Origin of the sequence: Ralstonia edaphi (genome assembly GCF_958350185.1) — a bacterium.
Taxonomy (GTDB): Bacteria; Pseudomonadota; Gammaproteobacteria; order Burkholderiales; family Burkholderiaceae; genus Ralstonia; species Ralstonia edaphi.
The window spans coordinates 239,146-257,359 of record NZ_CATWHI010000001.1 but is presented as its reverse complement, the minus strand read 5'-3'; the positions used below and the strand labels follow the sequence as shown (position 1 = coordinate 257,359).

15 protein-coding genes and 1 riboswitch are annotated in these 18,214 nt (G+C 65.0%); of the genes, 3 read left to right on the top strand and 12 right to left on the bottom strand.

Annotated features, from left to right (window positions below; all coding sequences use genetic code 11):
* Positions 1-39 precede the first annotated feature (39 nt).
* From R2669_RS01200 to R2669_RS01185, 4 genes are all read right to left on the bottom strand, one after another.
* Positions 40-1,230 (bottom strand): MFS transporter, encoded by a 1,191-nt coding sequence (locus R2669_RS01200; RefSeq protein WP_316898082.1) that lies wholly within the window; start codon positions 1,228-1,230, stop codon positions 40-42.
* A gap of 4 nt (positions 1,231-1,234) precedes the next feature.
* Complete coding sequence (locus tag R2669_RS01195; protein ID WP_316898080.1) at positions 1,235-2,068, bottom strand: shikimate dehydrogenase family protein; 834 nt, start codon at positions 2,066-2,068, stop codon at positions 1,235-1,237.
* A 19-nt stretch (positions 2,069-2,087) separates the two neighbouring features.
* Entirely contained in the window at positions 2,088-3,473 is a 1,386-nt protein-coding gene (locus tag R2669_RS01190; RefSeq protein WP_147217456.1) for an MFS transporter, read from the bottom strand.
* 242 nt (positions 3,474-3,715) lie between these two features.
* Positions 3,716-4,483 (bottom strand): IclR family transcriptional regulator domain-containing protein, encoded by a 768-nt coding sequence (locus R2669_RS01185; RefSeq protein ID WP_147217454.1) that lies wholly within the window; start codon positions 4,481-4,483, stop codon positions 3,716-3,718.
* 130 nt (positions 4,484-4,613) lie between these two features.
* On the opposite strand from R2669_RS01185, the gene R2669_RS01180 reads away from it, so the two are divergent.
* Complete coding sequence (locus tag R2669_RS01180) at positions 4,614-6,500, top strand: bifunctional sugar phosphate isomerase/epimerase/4-hydroxyphenylpyruvate dioxygenase family protein (protein ID WP_316898078.1); 1,887 nt, start codon at positions 4,614-4,616, stop codon at positions 6,498-6,500.
* A 121-nt stretch (positions 6,501-6,621) separates the two neighbouring features.
* The gene (locus tag R2669_RS01175) at positions 6,622-7,686 is read left to right on the top strand and encodes a porin (protein ID WP_316898075.1); all 1,065 of its coding nucleotides are present in this window, start codon (positions 6,622-6,624) and stop codon (positions 7,684-7,686) included.
* A 69-nt stretch (positions 7,687-7,755) separates the two neighbouring features.
* On the opposite strand, the gene R2669_RS01170 is transcribed toward R2669_RS01175, so the two are convergent.
* From R2669_RS01170 to R2669_RS01160, 3 genes are all read right to left on the bottom strand, one after another.
* A complete protein-coding gene (locus tag R2669_RS01170) occupies positions 7,756-9,009 on the bottom strand; it encodes a D-amino acid dehydrogenase (protein ID WP_147217450.1) in 1,254 nt (417 codons plus the stop codon).
* A gap of 145 nt (positions 9,010-9,154) precedes the next feature.
* Positions 9,155-9,260: riboswitch (glycine riboswitch) on the bottom strand.
* A 64-nt stretch (positions 9,261-9,324) separates the two neighbouring features.
* Positions 9,325-10,125, bottom strand: coding sequence for an ethanolamine ammonia-lyase subunit EutC (gene eutC, locus R2669_RS01165; protein WP_316898073.1), 801 nt, complete (start codon positions 10,123-10,125; stop codon positions 9,325-9,327).
* Between the two features lie 20 nt (positions 10,126-10,145).
* Entirely contained in the window at positions 10,146-11,528 is a 1,383-nt protein-coding gene (locus R2669_RS01160; protein ID WP_316898071.1) for an ethanolamine ammonia-lyase subunit EutB, read from the bottom strand.
* A gap of 124 nt (positions 11,529-11,652) precedes the next feature.
* Here R2669_RS01160 and chrA point away from each other — a divergent pair, with 124 nt between their 5' ends.
* Entirely contained in the window at positions 11,653-12,888 is a 1,236-nt protein-coding gene (chrA, locus tag R2669_RS01155; RefSeq protein ID WP_316898069.1) for a chromate efflux transporter, read from the top strand.
* 25 nt (positions 12,889-12,913) lie between these two features.
* Here the strand turns inward: chrA and dbpA are convergent, their stop codons facing one another.
* The 5 genes from dbpA to R2669_RS01130 form a co-directional block, all read right to left on the bottom strand.
* Positions 12,914-14,311: an ATP-dependent RNA helicase DbpA gene (dbpA, locus tag R2669_RS01150; RefSeq protein WP_316891179.1), complete on the bottom strand. Its 1,398-nt coding sequence runs from the start codon at positions 14,309-14,311 to the stop codon at positions 12,914-12,916.
* Positions 14,312-14,325: 14 nt separating this feature from the next.
* Positions 14,326-14,511, bottom strand: coding sequence for a hypothetical protein (locus R2669_RS01145; RefSeq protein ID WP_009241699.1), 186 nt, complete (start codon positions 14,509-14,511; stop codon positions 14,326-14,328).
* Positions 14,512-14,700: 189 nt separating this feature from the next.
* Positions 14,701-15,552: a c-type cytochrome gene (locus R2669_RS01140; protein ID WP_316898066.1), complete on the bottom strand. Its 852-nt coding sequence runs from the start codon at positions 15,550-15,552 to the stop codon at positions 14,701-14,703.
* Complete coding sequence (locus R2669_RS01135) at positions 15,549-17,315, bottom strand: GMC family oxidoreductase (RefSeq protein ID WP_316898064.1); 1,767 nt, start codon at positions 17,313-17,315, stop codon at positions 15,549-15,551. Before R2669_RS01135 ends, R2669_RS01140 begins: the two co-directional genes overlap by 4 nt.
* Positions 17,312-18,181, bottom strand: a complete 870-nt coding sequence (locus R2669_RS01130) for a gluconate 2-dehydrogenase subunit 3 family protein (RefSeq protein WP_316898062.1) — start codon at positions 18,179-18,181, stop codon at positions 17,312-17,314. The genes R2669_RS01135 and R2669_RS01130 overlap by 4 nt, the downstream gene beginning before the upstream one ends.
* Between the last annotated feature and the right edge of the window lie 33 nt (positions 18,182-18,214).

Sequence of the window (18,214 nt, the reverse complement as noted above, 5' to 3'; positions counted from 1 at the left end):
TTGTGTACCACGCGCGTGGCAATGCGCATCTCGCAGTCGCTATGCGGCAGCGCTTTGTGGATTCGGCTGGCTCTTCAACTTCGGCAGCCAAAGGAACGCAATGGACGCCAGCACGGTGCCGGCAAGCATCATCGGCACCACCATGGGCCAGGCACCGAGGGTGTGCGATGCGTCGTCAAAGGACGCGGCGGTCTGCCCCAGGCAGAAGGCCGCCAGCATCATGATGAAACCCGACCATGACACGGCACGCCCGGCAAGATGTGGCAGCTCGCCCACCGCGCCCGCCTGGCCGCAAGGTTGATGAATGCCGTGGCCCATGCAATAGACGGCGTGCCCGAGCAGCAGCGGCCACGCGTGCCCGGGAAGCAGCCAGCAGCCCAAGCCCTGGATGCCGGCGCCGATTAGGCTGAGCGTTGCGCCTTGCTGCACCGTCCGCACAAGGCTCTGGCGACGCAGCAGGCGCCGGCAGCCGGTCGTGCTGAGGATATAGACGAGCGAGCCGCCGGCCGGTATCCAGCCATACAGCTCGGGTGACAGGCCAAGGTACGCGATATAGACCATCGGCGAGAGCAGCAGGAAGCAGAACATGCCGGCGTAGGTGGTCGCCGCCAGCAGCCCCCAGACGCGAAAATCCGCGCTGGCAAAGATCTCGCGCACGCTGCCCGCCTGAGTGTGTGTCTCCTGCCGGGTTTCGGCAAAGCCGTACCAGCACATCGCCCAAAGCACGAGTGCATAGAAGCTCATGCCCGCCAGTACCCAGCGCCAACCTGCGTGTTGCGCGACAAAGGCGCCGATGATCGGTGCCATCAACGCCACGAAGCCCAGCCCCGTCAGACCACGCGCCATGACGTGCGGACCATCGCGTGCGGGGTGCAGGTCGCGTACGGCAGCGCGCGCGCACACCAGGATGGCGGCCATCGAGAAACCTTGTACGGCGCGTGCGGCGGTCAACATGGAGGCGGTTGTCGCCAGCGCGCCGGCCAGCGCACCCATGGCATAGCACGCGAGCCCGATCAGCAGCACCTGACGCCGGCCAAACCGATCTGCCAGGCTTCCCATCGGCAGCTGCCCAATGCCAAAGGCCAGCGCGAAGACCGTGAGGCTCGTGCTGGCCGATCCCAGCGTCTGCGCAATGGCTGGCAGGGCGGGGAGGTAACTGTCGGTCGCGACCGGCTGCGCCGATAGCAATAGCGGCAGCAGCAGGGCAAAGCTCAGAGGGCGACGCGTCATCGGGTCAGTAGGCGATGGCGGCGCTGCGCCGCAGTTCATCTGCGGTGGCGGTGCCGAAGCCGAAGAACTCCAGATACGCGGGAATCATCTCGAACAGCATGTCGGTGCCGACCTGGACGTCGCAACCCTTGTCGAGCGCCGCACGCAGCAGCGGCGTGTACTCGGATTTCATGACGACCTCGCCGACAAAGCAGCTCGGCGCGATGCGGGCCACGTCGAAGGGCAGTGGATCGTCTTCCTTCATGCCGACTGGCGTGGCGTTGACGACCACATCGAAGCCGTCCGGATCATTCGAACCGGTACGCACCACCAGCGCGGGGTAGTGCTCGCGCAGACGTCGGCCCAGCGATTCAGCCGATTCTGCGCGGGTGTCATACAGGGCCAGCTCGCCCACCCCCGCAGCGGCCAACGACGCCGCAATCGCCGAGCCGACACCACCGGCTCCCGAGAGCAGCACACGCGCGCCTTCGAGCTGGCGTCCCTTGCGCTGCACGCCGCGCACGAAGCCGGCACCGTCGAACTGGTCGCCCAGCAACGTGCCGTCATCGCGCTTGAGGACCGCATTGCAGGCGCCCGCAATACGCACGGCGGGCGTGACTTCATCGACCAGATCCACCGTCGTCACCTTGTGCGGCATGGTGATGAGGGCACCGCGCAGGTTGGTGAAACGGCAGATCGATTCGAAGCTCTGCGCGTAGTCCTCCGCCTTGACCCCCATGGGCACCACAACGGCATCGATGCCTTTTTGCTCGAACCAGGGGTTGTAGATCATCGGCGACTTGAATGTCTCGGTCGGGTAGCCGATGTGGGCGATGAGGGTGGTTTTTCCAGAAATCATGGTTCAGGAGAAGCGTGTTTCAGGCGGCCAAGGCTCCGGCCCGCTGGCGGGCATATTCGGCCTTGTCGACGGGTTGGGCGGCTGGCTGGCCCAGGTCGTCCATATGGATGCGATACGTCTCGCGTGCGGTCATGGCGGCCACGGCGGAAATCACCGTTACGCCAAAGGCAATGACGCCCACGGTCAGCCAGATGTTGGCGGCTCCCGGCGGGGCCACGGCGGTGAAGAGGGCCGGCAGCATGGCGGTGATGGCCGTGCCCACGTTCTGCGAAATCGCCATGGCCGACACACGGGTGCGCGTCGGGAACAGTTCCGGATAGAAGCTCGGGAAGACCGCGTTGTAGCCCTGATAGACGACGCCCCACATCAGGATCGACATGACAAATGCGAACGGCACGTTCTTGATGCTGATGGCGTACAGGTAGGCAAACGCGAGCACGCCAGCGAGCAGCGAACCGATCACGATCGGCGGCTTGCGGCCAATGCGGTCGGACAGGTCGCCAACATACGGAATGACGAGCACCGCAACGATGTTGCCCACGACCGGAATCCACAGGTAGATGTCCTTGGCGAAGCCGATGCCGTACGCCGGCTGCACGGCATAGGCTGCGCCAAAGATGGTCGCCACCACCGGAATCACGTTCATCAGCGCCATGCAGACCACGCGCAGCATGTCCGGCATGCTGTATTTGAAAGCGTCGATCACGGGCGAGCGCGGGCGGCCTTGTTGCTGCTGCTCAGCGGTAAAGGCCGGGGTTTCGTGCACTTCGCGGCGGATGACGTAGCCGGCGATGATGACCACGAAGCTCAGCAGGAACGGAATGCGCCAGCCCCAGGCGTTGAACTGGTCGGCAGGCATGTAGTGGGCAAGGGGCAGGAACACGGCGGCCGCCAGGATCTGGCCCGCCTGCACACCTTGCAGCGTAAAGCTCGCGTAGAAGCCGCGCCGGCCAAAAGGTGCATGCTCCAGGATCATCGAGCTGGCGCCCGAGATTTCGCCAGCCACGGCAAAGCCCTGGATCAGGCGCATGATCACCAGCAGTGTCGGCGCCCACAGGCCGACTTGGTCATACGTGGGCAGCAGGCCCACGCCAATGGTCGAAAAGCCCATCAGGAACATGCACCAGAGCAGCACGCTCTTGCGCCCGTGCGTGTCGCCCAGATGGCCGAGCACGAATGCACCGATGGGCCGCGCGATGTAACCCACCCCGTACGTCGCCAGCGACGCGATGATGGCCGTCTTGGGGTCGCCCTTGGGGAAGAAAATCTGCGGGAAGATCAACGCCGCTGCGGTGGCGTAGATGAAGAAGTCGTAGTACTCGAGCGCCGAGCCGATCCAGCCGCTGGCGGCGGCTTTTTTCGACTGGTGCTTGCCCAGGGGCTCGTGGGCAGGGGCTGCGGTCATGGTGGTCTCCGGGTTTTATCTGTGCGGCCTATCGTGCAATTCGCGCGATTCGTTCGATGAAGGGCCGTCTGTACACGCAACGCAGCGTAGTCCGCCCGCGGGGCGGCGCACAAGCAATTGCCGATTGCATTCGTTCGATAATCGCACAACATGGTGCGAATAACGTACGACTCAAGGGTTTCTCCGAGTCCGTACCTGTGTCAAAGCATGGCGTTCCGGGATAACGAGGGGGACGTGGCCGGCTACAGCACGCGCATGATCGACAGGGCCGTGTCCTGCAGCACCTGCAGCACGCGTTGCAATGCATGCTCCGTGGTTTCTTCACCGACTTGCATGTTCACGCTGAGTGCGGCGATCACGTTGCCATGCCGATCGCGCAGCGGTACCGCGACCCCGCGCACACCAATCTGCAGCTGCTGCTCGACCACGGCGTAGTCCTGCCGGGCAGCTTTGCGGATTTCATCGAACAGGCGGTCCCGCTGCAGGATCGTGTAGGGCGTATAGGGCGTCAGCACACAGGTTTCCAGCCACGCCTTGACCTTCTGCTCGGGTTGCGCGGCCAGCATCATTACGCCGGCCGAGGCCAGCGGCGCCGGCACGCGCGCACCCAGCACGAAGCCCGTGCTCATGACTCGGCTCGTACTGGTGCGCGAGATGAAGACGAGCTCCCAATCGTCCAGCACGCTCAGGTACGCCACCTCGCCGACGGCGGCCGTCACCTGCTGCAGGAACGGCTGCACCGTGCGCGGCAGGCGCGCCGAATCGAAGTACGACCAGCCCACCTTCAGCACGCGCGGCGTCAGGCTGAAGAGCGTCCCTTCGCTGGTGAGATAGCCCAGATGCTCCAGCGTCAGGAGGTAGCGGCGCGCGGCGGTGCGCGTCAGGCCGGTCAGCTCGGCGGCCTGCGTGGGCGTCAGCCTCGGGTGCTCGTGGTCGAACGCCTCCAGGATCGCGAGCCCTTTTTCCAGCCCGGCGATCCAGTCGCGCCGGTTCAGCGGTTCCTTCGTCATGGCGATAACCCTAAAAACGAGCGATATGTGCGCACGATTGTACGATCATCGCACGCTGTTGCGCGAATGCCGCTTGTGAGCGCGGGGTGTGCCCACCTACGCTGCGGGCATCGTCAGACAACGCATCGCCATGAATTCGCCCCGCGCAGCACGCCATCCCAAATGCATTGCCACCGTCTGCCTGTCCGGCACGCTGCCTGAAAAGCTGGAAGCGGCGGCCGCAGCTGGTTTTGATGGCATCGAGATCTTCGAAAACGATCTGCTGAACTTCGACGGCTCCCCGGCCCGCGTGCGGCAGATGGCGGCCGACCTTGGGCTGGCGATCCTGCTGTACCAGCCGTTCCGCGATTTCGAGGCCATGCCGCATGAGCTGTTCGCCCGAAATCTCGCCCGCGCCGAGCGCAAGTTCGACGTGATGACCGAGCTGGGCGTCGAGATGGTGCTGGTCTGCAGCAACGTGCAGGAGTTCGCCATCGACGATCCGGCGCGCGCGGCGGACGACCTGCGGCAGATGGCAGACGCAGCGGCGCGGCGCGGGCTGCGCGTAGGTTATGAGGCCCTGGCCTGGGGGCGCCACACGCGAACCTGGCGCCAGGCGTGGCAGATCGTACGGCAGGCTGACCACCCTGCGCTGGGGCTGATTCTCGACAGCTTCCATACGCTCTCGCTGGGCGACTCCCTGGAGGGTCTCAGCGATGTGCCGGCAGACAAGCTCTTCTTTGTGCAGTTTGCGGATGCCCCGAAATTGTCGATGGACGTGCTGTCCTGGAGCCGGCATCACCGCAACTTCCCGGGGCAGGGCGATCTGGCGGTGACGGACTTTGCGCGCGATTTGCTTGCCGCGGGCTATACGGGGCCGCTGTCACTGGAAGTCTTCAATGACGAATTCCGCTCGGCGCCCGCGCGGCTGACCGCGCTGGACGGCATGCGTTCGCTGCTCTGGCTGGAGTCCGAAGCTGGCGGTGCGGAGCTGCCGGCGGCGGCCCGGTTTGAAGGCGTGGATTTCCTGGAGTTTGCGGTGGATGCCGCGGCGGGCCGGGAGCTTGAAGCGCGCCTGCGCGCGCTGGGTTTCGCCTTTGCCGGACACCACCGCTCCAAGGCCGTTGACCTGTATCGGCAAGGCCGCGTCAACGTGATCCTGAACATGGAGCAGGACAGCGCGGCGTCGGAGCATTTCGAGTTGCACGGGCCCTCTGTCTGTGCGATCGGCCTGAAGGTGGACGATGCCGAGCGCGCCATGGCACGCGCGCGCGAGTTGTGCGCCCAGGAATGGCGCGGGCCGGTCGGGCCGAGGGAGCGCAGCATTCCGGCGCTGCGCGCCCCGGACGGCACGTTGCTCTATCTGATCGACGATCGCCAAGCCGATCGCAGCATCTACGAGAACGATTTTGTCTTGCTGCCGCAGGTGCAGGACGAGGCAGCAGGGTGGGCATCGATCGACCACGTTGCACAGGCGCTGCCGGCGCATCGGCTCGACAGCTTCGTGCTGTTCTACCGCGCCATCTTTGGCATGCACGCTGAAGCGATGCAGGAGATTGCCGACCCGTACGGTCTCGTGAAGAGCCGGGCCATGGTGAGCCCCGATCGCAACGTGCGGATTCCGCTCAGCGTGTCGGAAAGCGGGCGTACGGCCACCGGCCGGTTCATTGCCGCCTACGCGGGCTCGGGCGTGCATCACATTGCCTTGCGCACCGAGCGGCTGTTCGAAACCATTGAAGCCATCGACCGCGGTGCCGCACGTCTGCAGCACGTGCCGGAGAACTACTACGACGACGTCGCTGCCCGGCTCGGGCTCGACGATGCACTGGTCACGCGCCTGCACGACGACGGCCTGCTCTACGACCGCGACCCGCACGGCGATTTTCTGCACACCTACACCGAACCGTTTCGCGAGCGCTTCTTCTTCGAGCTTGTCCAGCGCAACGGCTACCTCGGCTACGGCGCCGCAAACGCCGCCGTGCGCATGGCGGTGCAGGCGCAACTGAGCCGAGGCGCCACCACTGCGGCTGACCACTGAGTCACGAGAATTCTGGCGCTCACGGTTGTGCGGCCGTGCGCGCTATCCACGCAACACCGCGGTTGCCCGGACAGCCGTCGCACATCCATACCCATCACACCAAAGAGGAGACAAGGGAGCCATGAACAAGACAATGATTGCCGCATTGGTGCTCGGAGCCACGAGCGTGCCAGCGGCAGCGCAAACCGCGAGCGGTGTCACGCTCTATGGGCTGATCGACACCACGATCCGCTACAGCACGCACGAAAACGCGGCAGGCAACAGCAATCTGCAGATGATGGACGGCGTGCTGACCGGCAGCCGCTGGGGCCTGCGCGGCACCGAAGATCTGGGCGGCGGCACCAAGGCCATGTTCATCCTCGAATCGGGCTTCTTCCCCGATACCGGCGGCAGCCAGCAGGGCGGACGTCTGTTTGGGCGCACCGCGGTGGTGGGCCTGGAGGGCGACTACGGCAAGCTGTACCTGGGACGCCAATACACGCTGGCGCATGAAGTGCTGTCTTCGTATGAGGCGATGGCGTTCGCCAACAACTCCATCGTCGGCTATCAAGGCGGCAACTACACCGGCCTGCGTTACGACAACACGGTCAAATACATCAAGTCGTTCGGCGGCCTGCAGCTTGCCGGCGCATGGACGTTTGGCGAGGCGGCTGGCAGCTTCAGCAAGAGTTCGGCCGGCGCCGGCTCGATCGTCTACAGCATGGGGCCGGCTGAAGTGGGCGCCGTGTACCAGGTCACGCGCGATGTGTCATCGGCGTTCTTCGGGGCGGTGCCGGCAGCGCAGGCCAGCAAGCAGACGGTCTGGGGTTTTGGCGGCAAGCTCGATACGTCGATTGCCACGTGGTACCTCGGCTATACGAACAGCCGTCTCGACGTGGCCGACTACAAGAACCAGGCCGCCTATGTTGGTGCAAAGGTGCCGATCTCCGGCGCACTGAGCTTCATCGGCACCGTGCAGTACGACTGGATGAAACATCTTGATGCCAGCGGTAAGCGCCTGACCACCGCTGGCATGCTCGACTACGCCTTCAGCAAGCGCACCGACGTCTACGCCGAAGTGGACTACACCCGCCTGCAGGGCGCCTGGGTTGCCCTGAACAGCGCGGCCGCATTCAACAATTCGGGCAACACGTATGGCAACAACTCGCGGTTGGGCGTGATGCTGGGCGTGCGGCACAAGTTCTGATCGCTTGGTTCATTCCCGCAATGAAAAAAAGCCCGCCAGTGTTCCGGCGGGCTTTTTTTCATGCTGCGATCAATGCAGCGGGCAATCTCGCGAGATCACCTCGCCCACCATGGCAGCGGTCGCGCCAGACAGCGTCCAGCCCAGATGCCCGTGGCCCGTGTTGTAGAACACGCGCGCGTGCCGCCCACGGCCGACGCGCGGCATCATGTCCGGCATCATCGGGCGTAAGCCGGCCCATGGCACCACGCGCGACGTGCCAATCGCAAAGTTGCGGCGCGTCCAGGCCACCAGCGGTTCGATGCGGTCGGCGCGGATGTCGCGATTGTAGCCATTGAACTCTGCCGTACCGGCCACGCGGAAGCGGCCCGCGCCCAGCCGGCTTGTCACGATCTTTGCGCTCTCATCGAGCAGGCTGACCCACGGCGCGCCTTGCACGCTGGCATCGTCGTCCAGGTGGACCGTGATCGAATAGCCCTTGACCGGATACACGTTGATGCGATCGCCCACCAGTTGTGCGATATGCCGGCTGCCCACGCCTGCGCACACGACCATCGCATCTGCGGCAAGGTCCTGTACGACATTCGCCGAGCTGGTGGAAAGGCGGTCATCGAGTGTGGTTTGCAACAGCAGGCGCACGCCGCTTTCGGTGGTTTCCACACCGCGCACATCCACGCCGTGCATGAACCGCACGCCGCGCTTCTCACACGCCTGCGCCAGGCCACGCGTGAACTTGTGGATGTCGCCCGTGGCGTCGGATGCGGTGAAGTAGCCGCCGTAGTAGTTGCCGCGCAGCGTCGGCTCAATGGCGGCAATCTCCTCGGGGCTCACGGCGTGGCGCTCAAGCCCGCCGGCGACGAGCAGGGCGTTGGCCTTGCCTGCTGCCGCAAAGCTGGCCTTGTCGTGATAGACGTGCAGGATGCCGCGCTTCTGCAGGTCGAAATCGATCTGCTCCCGTTCGGCCATCGCAAACAGATGCTTGCGTGCCTCGATGGCCATGCGGGTGGTTTCGATGGTGTTGCGGCGGTAGTGCGCGATGCTGGCGACGAACTCGCCGATCCACGAATACTTGTGCCACGAGGGCTTGGGGTTGAGCAGCAGCGGAGCGTCGTTGCGCAGCATCCATTTGATGCCCTTGAGCAGCGTGCCGGTGCTGTTCCAGACTTCAGCGTTGCTGGCGGAAAGCTGGCCGCCGTTGGCGAACGAGGTTTCCATGGCCGGATACAGGTGGCGGTCGAGCACCGTGACCTGATAGCCGAGTTGCGAAAGCGTGTAAGCGGTAGTGACGCCAGATATGCCGGCGCCGACGATGACGATGTGCGTCATGGCGGTCCCTATGGAGTGATGTCATGACCGGACGATCCGGTCGGCTCACCCCATCTGTCTTGGGACCTGAGAGCTTGGGCATCAGCAGCGCTGGCGCCTTCCCCTTCGGTGGGCGCGCGCGTGCACGCCTCTCTCCAGATTCGCAGTCGACGCCACAGTCCTTTTGCCTGAGAGTTTCCGGGGTGGTTGCTCCATCGGCGCCGGGCGTTACGCGTATGCGCGTTGGGCCCGGTCTCTCCTGCGGCGTGTTGCAGCTGTCGTTGGTACGTCAGCCGCGCCTGCGTGCTGCCGGTGTGGGCAGCGGGAGGGAGTGTGTCATGGGTTCTGACGTTCGGCAAGTCGGGCTGTACCCGAGGCAACAGCAGAAACGGGTGGGGTGTCGTCCTTCAGGTCGACGCCGCTGCGGCCGAGCGCCAACGCGCCGTTGAGCAGGAACACCAGCCGGCTCGCCGCCTGGTCATAGGTCAGGCCTGCCGGCCGCACATTGGAAATGCAATTGCGCTCCGCATCGGAGCGGCCAACACGCGGCGCGTAGGTCAGGTAAATGCCTAGGCTGTCAGGCGAACTCAGCCCCGGTCGCTCACCGATCAGCATCACCACCTGCCGCGCGCCCAGCAGCGCACCGATCTCATCCCCCAGCGCAACGCGGGACTGCTCGGCGATAACCACGGGCCCGATCGACCAGTCGCACGGCAGACGCTCGCGCACGCTGCACAGCAGGGGCACGGCATGGCTCTGCACCGCCAATGCGGAGAGCCCGTCTGCAATCACGAAAACAACGTCGAATGGCTGTGCTGGCCGCAACGCGCCGAGTTTTGCGCGGCTCGCATCGTCAAGGCGGCGGCCAAGGTCGGGACGGCGCAGATACTGGGCGCGATCGGCGGCCGCACTGTGGGCCGTCACCGCCGTGAAACCCGCTTCCCCAAGTACTGCCGCCACCGCGGCGCTATCGAGCGGCAGGTGCACGGCATCGCGCGCCTGGGCATGCGCCACGCCAAAGGCGAGCACGGCGTCGGTGGTCTGGCTGTTGCCGGCGCGGCCCAGCGCGATTCGGGCGTCAGTGAAGGCACGCAGATGCGTCCACGGATTCAGCTGACCCAGCGTGTGTTTTGGCATGTTCGGCTTCCTCAGGGATTTCACAGCGCGTGAGCCAACTGCAGCAGCGGTTGCCGCGCCGTCGCGTCTTGCAGGCGGCCGGCAGCATCGACGATGCCCATGCCTTGCAGCCACGCCTCGAACTCCGGTGCGGGCCGCAGGCCGAGTGTGTCGCGCAGATAAAGCGCGTCATGAAACGACGTGCTCTGGTAGTTCAGCATGATGTCGTCAGCGCCCGGCACGCCCATGATGAATTGGACGCCCGCCACGCCAAACAGCGTCAGCAGTGTATCCATGTCGTCCTGATCGGCCTCTGCGTGGTTGGTGTAGCAGACGTCGCAGCCCATCGGCAGGCCCATCAGCTTGCCGCAGAAGTGGTCTTCCAATCCGGCGCGGATGATCTGCTTGCCGTCATAGAGATACTCCGGGCCGATGAAGCCGACGACCGTATTCACCAGCAAGGGCGAGAACGCCCGCGCTACGGCATAGGCCCGCGCTTCCATCGTTTGCTGATCGACGCCGTGGTGCGCGTTGGCCGACAGCGCGCTGCCCTGGCCGGTCTCGAAATACATCACGTTGTTGCCAACCGTGCCGCGCGAGAGGCTTTGCGCTGCGTCATGGGCTTCGCCCAGCAATGCGAGGCTGATGCCGAACCCCGCATTGGCTTGCTCGCTGCCAGCCACCGACTGGAATACCAAGTCGACCGGGGCGCCCTGGTCAATGGCGCGCACCGTGTTCGTCACGTGGGTCAGCACGCACGACTGCGTGGGAATGGCGTAGCGGTTGCGCAGCTCATCCACCAGTTGCAGCAGCGAAACGATGGCGCCGAGATTGTCCCCGGCAGGGTTGATGCCGATGGTCGCGTCGCCGCAGCCGTAGAGGAGGCCATCGATGACCGACGCAGCAATGCCTTTGGGATCATCCGTCGGGTGATTGGGCTGCAGCCGGACTGACAACCGGCCCGGCAAACCGATGGTGTTGCGAAAGCGCGTGACCACGCGGCACTTGCGGGCCACGGCGATCAGATCCTGATTGCGCATCAGCTTGCTGACCGCGGCGGCCATTTCTGGCGTGATGCCCGCGGCGACGCTCGTCAATGTCGCGCTGTCGGTCTCGTGCAGGAGCAGCCAGTTGCGAAATTCGCCCACGGTGAGCGAGGCGATCGGCTCGAAGGCCTGTGCGTCGTGCCGATCCAGAATCAGGCGCGTGACCTCGTCGTCTTCATACGGCACCAGCGCTTGGTTGAGGAAGACCGACAGCGGCACGTCCGCCAACGCCATCCGTGCGGCCATGCGTTCGCCCTCGCTGGCCGCGGCGAGGCCCGCCAGGTAGTCGCCGGAGCGCGCCGGACTGGCTTTGGCCAGGAGCGTCTTGAGATCGTTGAACACATGGCGCTGTGCGCCAATGGTGTGGGCAAAGTGCATGATGGGATACGCGGCAGAGTCCGATGACGGTGACGGCGATGCCTATCCTGCCACTTTAGTTGCCTTCCAAGCCATGGCGGCAATGTTCTAATACGCGTTTCTCAAACATCGATATCCCGCCCCGATGACCGCTTCCGCCACACCGTCCCGCACACATCAAGCGGGCTCTGCCATGGAAGTGCTGGCGGTTTTTCTCAAGCTGGGGCTCACGAGCTTCGGCGGCCCCGTCGCGCATATCGGTTACTTCCGCCGTGAGTTCGTGGAGCGCCGGCGCTGGCTCGACGACGCAACATTCACCGATCTGGTGGGGCTGTGCCAGTTTCTGCCGGGGCCTGCCAGCAGCCAAGTCGGGTTTTCCGTCGGCTTGCTCCGGGCCGGATGGCGCGGCGGTTTGGCGGCATGGTGCGGCTTTACGCTACCTTCCGTCCTGTTGCTGCTGGCTTTTGCAATGCTCGCGCCGAGCCTGGGCGGCCCGGTCGGCGCAGGCCTGATCCACGGTTTGAAGCTCGTTGCCGTTGCGGTGGTGGCGCAGGCCGTGTGGGACATGGCGCGCAAGCTCTGTCCCGACTGGCAGCGCGCAGGCATCGCGGTGATCAGCATTGCCGTGCTTGGTGCGTTGACGACCGTCTACGCGCAACTGGTCGTGATTGCGCTGGGCGCCGTGCTGGGGCTGTTGCTGTGCCGATCGGCCCGTCCGGTGCCGGCTGGCTTGAAGGCAGGGCAGGACGGCGCATTCCGCGTGTCTCACATGGCCAGCGTCGTCAGCCTGGTGCTGTTCTGCGCGCTCCTGTTTGGGCTTCCGTTGATGACGGATCTTCATTCGTGGATGCCCGCGAAGGTGTTCGACGCGTTCTATCGTTCGGGCGCGTTGGTTTTCGGGGGCGGTCATGTCGTACTTCCGCTGCTGGAGCAGCAGACAGTCGCAACGGGCTGGGTCGCGTCAAACGATTTCCTGGCCGGCTACGGCGCCGCGCAGGCCGTGCCCGGGCCGCTATTCACCTTCGCCGCGTTCCTGGGGTGGACGATCGGCCCGGGGCTCAATCACTGGGCTGGCGCCGCGCTTGCCACGGTGGGTATTTTTCTGCCGGGCCTGCTGTTGGTCATCGCGGCGTTGCCTTACTGGCAGGCGTTGCGCGCGCGTCCTTCCATGGCGGCGCTGCTTGCGGGTGTGAATGCCGCTGTGGTGGGATTGCTGGCGTTTGCCCTTTACACGCCGGTCTGGACGAGCGCCGTGCGGTCATGGAGCGATGTTGCCGTCGCAGTGATTGCGTTCCTGCTGCTGGCGCGATGGAAAACGCCACCGTTGATCGTGGTGGCGTTGTGTGCGGCGGCGGGTGTTGCCGCTGCCATGCTGGGTTGAGGCGCTGGCGGCGCAGGGGAGGGCGTCACTCCTCCATCAGCCGGACCCTGACCTTCTTGCCCTTCACCGTCCCGGCGTTGAGCTTGCGCAGCGCGTCGCGCGCGATGCCGCGCTCGACCGCGACGTAGGTCGAAAATTCCGTCACGTTGATCTTGCCGATCTGGTCGCCGCGAAAGCCAGCGTCGCCGGTCAAGGCGCCCAGCACATCGCCGGGGCGGATCTTCTCCTTGCGTCCGCCGAGAATCTGCAGCGTTTCCATGGGCGGCAGCAGCGGCGCATCGTTGCCGGTATCAAGCTCGTCGAGCTTGTGCCATTCGACCTCGCGGCCCATCGCCTCTTCGATATTGCCGACGCGGCCCATCTCGTCCATGCTGGCGAGGCTCAGCGCCCAGCCGTTCTCGTCGGCGCGGCCTGTGCGGCCAATCCGGTGCACGTGCACTTCGGGATCGGGCGTCACGTCAACGTTGATCACCGCTTCGAGTTGCGCGATATCGAGCCCGCGCGCGGCGACGTCGGTTGCAACCAGCACCGAGCAACTGCGGTTCGCAAACTGGATCAACACCTGATCCCGCTCGCGCTGTTCGAGTTCGCCGTGCAGCGCAAGCGCGTGAATGCCCTGCGCGCGCAACACGTCGAGCAGGTCGCGGCATTGCTGCTTCGTGTTGCAGAACGCGAGCGTGCTCACCGGTCGATAGTGCTTGAGCAGCAGCCCGACCGCATGCAGCCGCTGGCTGTCGGTCACCTCGTAGAAGCGCTGGCGAATCTTGCTGTCGTCGTGGCGCTCTTGGAGTTTTACTTCTTTCGGGTTGCGCAGGATCCGCTGGCTCAGTTTGGCAATGCCTTCCGGGTACGTCGCCGAGAACAGCAGCGTTTGCCGGTCGGCCGGGCATTGCCGCACGACCGTCGCGATGTCGTCAAAGAAGCCCATGTCGAGCATGCGGTCGGCTTCGTCCAGCACGAGCGTCTTCAGTGCACCAAGCGCGAGATTGCCGCGCTCCAGATGGTCCATGATGCGGCCCGGCGTGCCGACGATGACGTGCGCGCCGTGCTCCAGGCTTGCCGCCTGCGGGCGCATCGGTGTGCCGCCGCACAGCGTCAGCACCTTCACGTTTTCTTCGGCGCGCGCCAAGCGGCGGATCTCCTGCGCAACCTGGTCGGCCAGCTCGCGCGTAGGGCAGAGCACCATCGACTGCACGTCGAAGCTCCGCGCGTCGAGCCGTGCGAGGAGGGCCAGCGCAAACGCTGCGGTTTTGCCGCTGCCGGTTTTTGCCTGTGCGATCAGGTCGTGGCCCGCAAGAGCGATCGGCAGGCTTGCGGCCTGGATCGGCGTCATGTCGGTGTAGCCAAGCTGCGCAAGGTTGGCGAGCACGGCAGGGGCGAGCGGCAGGGTGCTGAAAGGCGCGGCGGTCGGTTCGATGGTCATGTCGTTGCGTTGGATCACTTGAGCGGCTTGCCTTCGATTTGCTTGTAGATGACCCGGCCGTCTTTGGTTTCGACGCGTTTGAGATAGTTGCGTGCGCCGCATAGCGCACAGCGGAAGAGCGGCCCTTGGCCCTCGTCTTTGATGACGACGTCGGAAAGCTGCCACTGCGTGCCGCAGCTCTGGTTGATGCAAGTGAACACGGTTTTCTCTAAATGGAGGTGTCGTTGTGCCTCGGTGGCGAGGCAGGTGGATCGGGCCGCAAGTGCGCCGATGTCGATCTGAATGCAGGAAGTGAATGAGACGCTGGCGCCGGTTGTACCACGGAAACGCCCCGCCTTGGGGCAAGTAGCGGCTCCGTCTCATCTGAACGGGATGTGGCAGGTCGATTTCTACTGCGCTGGCTTGCGGACGCCGCCCTGCGGGGCGGAAGCTGCGGCATAGAAGTTGTCGAGGCCTTCGATCTCGGCAGCGGTCAGGCGGTGTGCAAAAGCGCGCATGACGCCGTCGTCGTCGTTGGCGCGCGTGCCGGAGCGAAACGCATTGAGCTGCGCAGCGACCATGCCTTTGGGCTGCCCCGTCAGCGGTGGCAGGACCGGGCCGCCGCCACGCCCCGAAGCGCCGTGGCAGTCTGCGCAGGCGGGCAGGGCTCGCCCGTTGTCGCCCGACCAATGCAGCCTCGCAGCGGCGCCATCCGTGGATAGCGCTGCGGTGCCCGGCCGCGCTTGCGCCGCGTAGTACCGCGCGACTGCTGTGATATCGCTATCCGACAACTCGCGCGCGACCGGTCGCATGACGGACGATTGCCGCGCGCCGCTGCGGTAATCGAGCAGTTGCTTGACGATGTACTCGGCCGGCAATCCCTCCAGCGCAGGAAACGGTTGCGGCGCCACCGACTTCGCCCCATGGCAGGTCGCGCATGCAGGCGGCACGGCGCCACTGCCCTGCGTGACAAGGATCCGCGCGCGCGCGGTGTCCTCTTGCGGCGCCTTTGCCAGCAGGGCGGACCATGCCGTCGGCTTGGGAATGAAATCGGTGGCGCGCCTGACCGCCGTGCCGGTTTCCGCCACGTTCCCTAGCGGCTTCGCATGGTTTTGCGCCTGGCTTGCCCCACGAAATGACGAGATGCCCCGATCCGACAACATGTCATAGAAGACCGCGCAGATCGGCAGCGCAATGCCGAGCAACGGCAGCAGCCATAAAACGACCGGCAGGCGGCGAGAGGGCGGGCGGTCTTCGGTCATACCAGTCCCTTCCCGGGGGATTTCAGATAGCGCGCGTTGATGGCGTCGGCAATCCAATACGCGGTGGCACCGACGGTACCGGTGGGGTTGTAGTTGGAGTTTTGCGGGAAGAGGCTGGCCCCGGTGACAAACACGTTGGGCACATCCCAGCATTGCCCGAAGCGGTTGACGACACTGGTGGCCGGATCGTCGCCGATCGCGGCGCCGCCCGTAAGGTGTGTCGACTGATAGCTCGTCGCCGTGTATGGCCGCTTGCGGGGGCCAGGCTCGGTTGCCACCACACCCTGCATGGCCTTGCCGATTGCGTTCCCACGGTCGGTGAGGAAGGCCGACATGCGGATGTCGTTGTCGGGAAAGTCATACGTGATGCGCAGCAGCGGCAGGCCGTAGACGTCGCGGTACGTCGGGTCCAGGTCGAGATAGCCGCCGCGCGTCGGCATGGCCGAGCCGGTGATCGTGATCGACGCGGAATGGTTGTAATAGCGCTTCACGGCGCGCTTCCAGGCGCTGCCCCACTGCGGTGTGCCGTGCGGGGTCGGGTGGTATCCGATGGGCGCACCGCTCACCACCTGGATCTGGATATAGCCGCCGCCCACGAAGCCATGCGGGCCGTGGTCGAAGTTGTCGGCGCTGAAATCGTCGATCGTCACCGCCGCAGCACCGGCGCCCATGAAGGGGTTGAGCCACGTCTTCTCGTCGAAGAACAGGTTCACGCCGGACGTTGTCTGGTGCGTGTAATTGCGGCCCACCACGCCTTGGCCCGTGGCAGCGTCGTAAGGCTTGCCGATGCCGGACAGGAGCAGCAGCCGCACGTTCTGAACGCTGAACGCACATAGCACCACCATCTCTGCGGGCTGGAAGAACTGCTGGCCCGTGGCGTCGGCATAGGTCACGCCCCGGGCATGCTTGCGCGCTTCGTCCAGCTCGACCTTCAGCACGTGGGCGTTCGTGCGCAACTCGAACGTGTTGAGCTTGAGCGCCGCCGGCAGTACACAGATTTGCGGGGACGCCTTCGCAAAATGCTCACAGCCGAAGTTGGAGCAGAAACCGCAATACACGCATGCATTCATCGGCAGCCCCTCGGTGTTCACGTACGGACGCGTGCACAGCGCAGAGGGCTGGATGTAGGGGTGGTATCCCATTGATGCTGCAGCCGTGCCGAATAATGCCGATGCAAACGGCACCTTCATCGGCGGATTCGGATACGGACGCGAGCGCCACGGCTCGAATGGGTTGCCTCCCGGTTGCAACTGCCCCTTCAGGTTGCCGGCAAAACCCGACGCGCCGATGAGGTAGTCGAATCGGTCGTAATACGGTTCCAGCTCGTCGTAGGTGAGGGGCCAGTCCTGGGCGGTGAGGTTGGCGTCGAAGATGCGGTCGCCATAGCGCTGGCGATAGTGGCTGCGCAGCTTGAGGTCGGTCGGGTCGAACCGGTAATAGGCGCCCGACCAATGGTTGCCGGCACCGCCCAGATGCGTGGCCGGATAGGCGAACTGCCAGCGGCGCATCGGCAAGGCCACCTGGTCGCTGCGGTTGCGGAAGGTGAAGGTCTCGGTCGATGTGTCCTGGTGCAGCGCATGCCGGCGCGTGTATTTCAGTTCGTCGTGGATTGCCGGCGCCTGAAAATCGGGCGACGGCCAGCGGGGCTGCCCACGCTCCATCACCACCACACGCGAGCCATGTGCCGCCAACTCCTTGCCGATGATGGCGCCGGTCCAGCCGCCGCCAATGATTACGGCATCCACGGGAGGCAATGTCTTCATTCGCCGCCTCCGTTATCGGCGCCCGTGCGGCTGCGGCATACCTCGTTACTTGCAAGCGCGACGAAGGCAATCGGTTGTGCTTCCGAGCGCGGCGGCGCTGTCGCCATGTCGTGCGCGTGGGCCGTGGCAATCGAAACAGGCGCACGCGTGTAGGGCTGGTTGTGTCGCTCGATGTCATTGGCAAAACTGGCCATTGCGCCCGGAAAACCGACCAGCTTCCAGCCCACCATGTCGCGGTTGCCGCCGTAGATGGGGTCGGAAAAATAGCCCTCGACAGCGCCATCCAACAGCGTCTGGAAGAACACCGCGCTCGGCACACCGTCCATCTGCAGTTTCCCGGCCTCAGCCTCGCCAAGCACCGCGTCCTGCGTTGCTGCATCGAGCTGGGCGAATCGCTTTCCGCCATAACGGCTTGCACAGACGCGGTCCAATGCCGCCAGACCGAGGCGGTAGCATTCCGCCGGCGTGAGCGCCAGCTGATAGCCCTGTTCCGGTGTGCCTTGCTGGAAGGGGCCATGGCGATAAAAGTTCGCGCCGCTGCCGAAACTGCCCGCCAGTTGTCGATCCAGGAACACCGTGACGCCAGCCTCTTTCGCACCGGGCCCGAGTTCGTCTGCCGGAATCAGGCGCGCAACGATCGCATCGACCGCCGCTTTTTCGTATGCATTGAAGAAAAGACTCACAGGTTCAGTCGCCGCTGCGCCGGAGGTGGCGCTTGGCCCCGGCGTGGCAGTCATGCCCGGAAGGTGCTCGGATGTGCGTGCCGCTGGGCTTTGCGCGCCAGCGAATACGGTGGTCGAGGCGGGTAGCGTGATCCCCAGGGCCTTGAGCAAACGGCGCCGGGCCGGTTTAAATTCGTCGTGCATATCGGGCTCCGTCTTCGGGGATGTTGACGATGG

What these genes read in the sequence shown, in the direction of transcription:
- R2669_RS01185 (WP_147217454.1), bottom strand. Translation starts at nt 4,483, where the DNA reads ATGACGAAGGAACCGCTGAACCGGCGCGACTGGATCGCCGGGCTGGAA.
- R2669_RS01200 (WP_316898082.1), bottom strand. Translation starts at nt 1,230, where the DNA reads ATGACGCGTCGCCCTCTGAGCTTTGCCCTGCTGCTGCCGCTATTGCTA.
- R2669_RS01175 (WP_316898075.1), top strand. Translation starts at nt 6,622, where the DNA reads ATGAACAAGACAATGATTGCCGCATTGGTGCTCGGAGCCACGAGCGTG.
- R2669_RS01140 (WP_316898066.1), bottom strand. Translation starts at nt 15,552, where the DNA reads ATGACCGAAGACCGCCCGCCCTCTCGCCGCCTGCCGGTCGTTTTATGG.
- R2669_RS01160 (WP_316898071.1), bottom strand. Translation starts at nt 11,528, where the DNA reads ATGCACTTTGCCCACACCATTGGCGCACAGCGCCATGTGTTCAACGAT.
- R2669_RS01130 (WP_316898062.1), bottom strand. Translation starts at nt 18,181, where the DNA reads ATGCACGACGAATTTAAACCGGCCCGGCGCCGTTTGCTCAAGGCCCTG.
- R2669_RS01170 (WP_147217450.1), bottom strand. Translation starts at nt 9,009, where the DNA reads ATGACGCACATCGTCATCGTCGGCGCCGGCATATCTGGCGTCACTACC.
- eutC (WP_316898073.1), bottom strand. Translation starts at nt 10,125, where the DNA reads ATGCCAAAACACACGCTGGGTCAGCTGAATCCGTGGACGCATCTGCGT.
- dbpA (WP_316891179.1), bottom strand. Translation starts at nt 14,311, where the DNA reads ATGACCATCGAACCGACCGCCGCGCCTTTCAGCACCCTGCCGCTCGCC.
- chrA (WP_316898069.1), top strand. Translation starts at nt 11,653, where the DNA reads ATGACCGCTTCCGCCACACCGTCCCGCACACATCAAGCGGGCTCTGCC.
- R2669_RS01180 (WP_316898078.1), top strand. Translation starts at nt 4,614, where the DNA reads ATGAATTCGCCCCGCGCAGCACGCCATCCCAAATGCATTGCCACCGTC.
- R2669_RS01190 (WP_147217456.1), bottom strand. Translation starts at nt 3,473, where the DNA reads ATGACCGCAGCCCCTGCCCACGAGCCCCTGGGCAAGCACCAGTCGAAA.
- R2669_RS01195 (WP_316898080.1), bottom strand. Translation starts at nt 2,068, where the DNA reads ATGATTTCTGGAAAAACCACCCTCATCGCCCACATCGGCTACCCGACC.
- R2669_RS01135 (WP_316898064.1), bottom strand. Translation starts at nt 17,315, where the DNA reads ATGAAGACATTGCCTCCCGTGGATGCCGTAATCATTGGCGGCGGCTGG.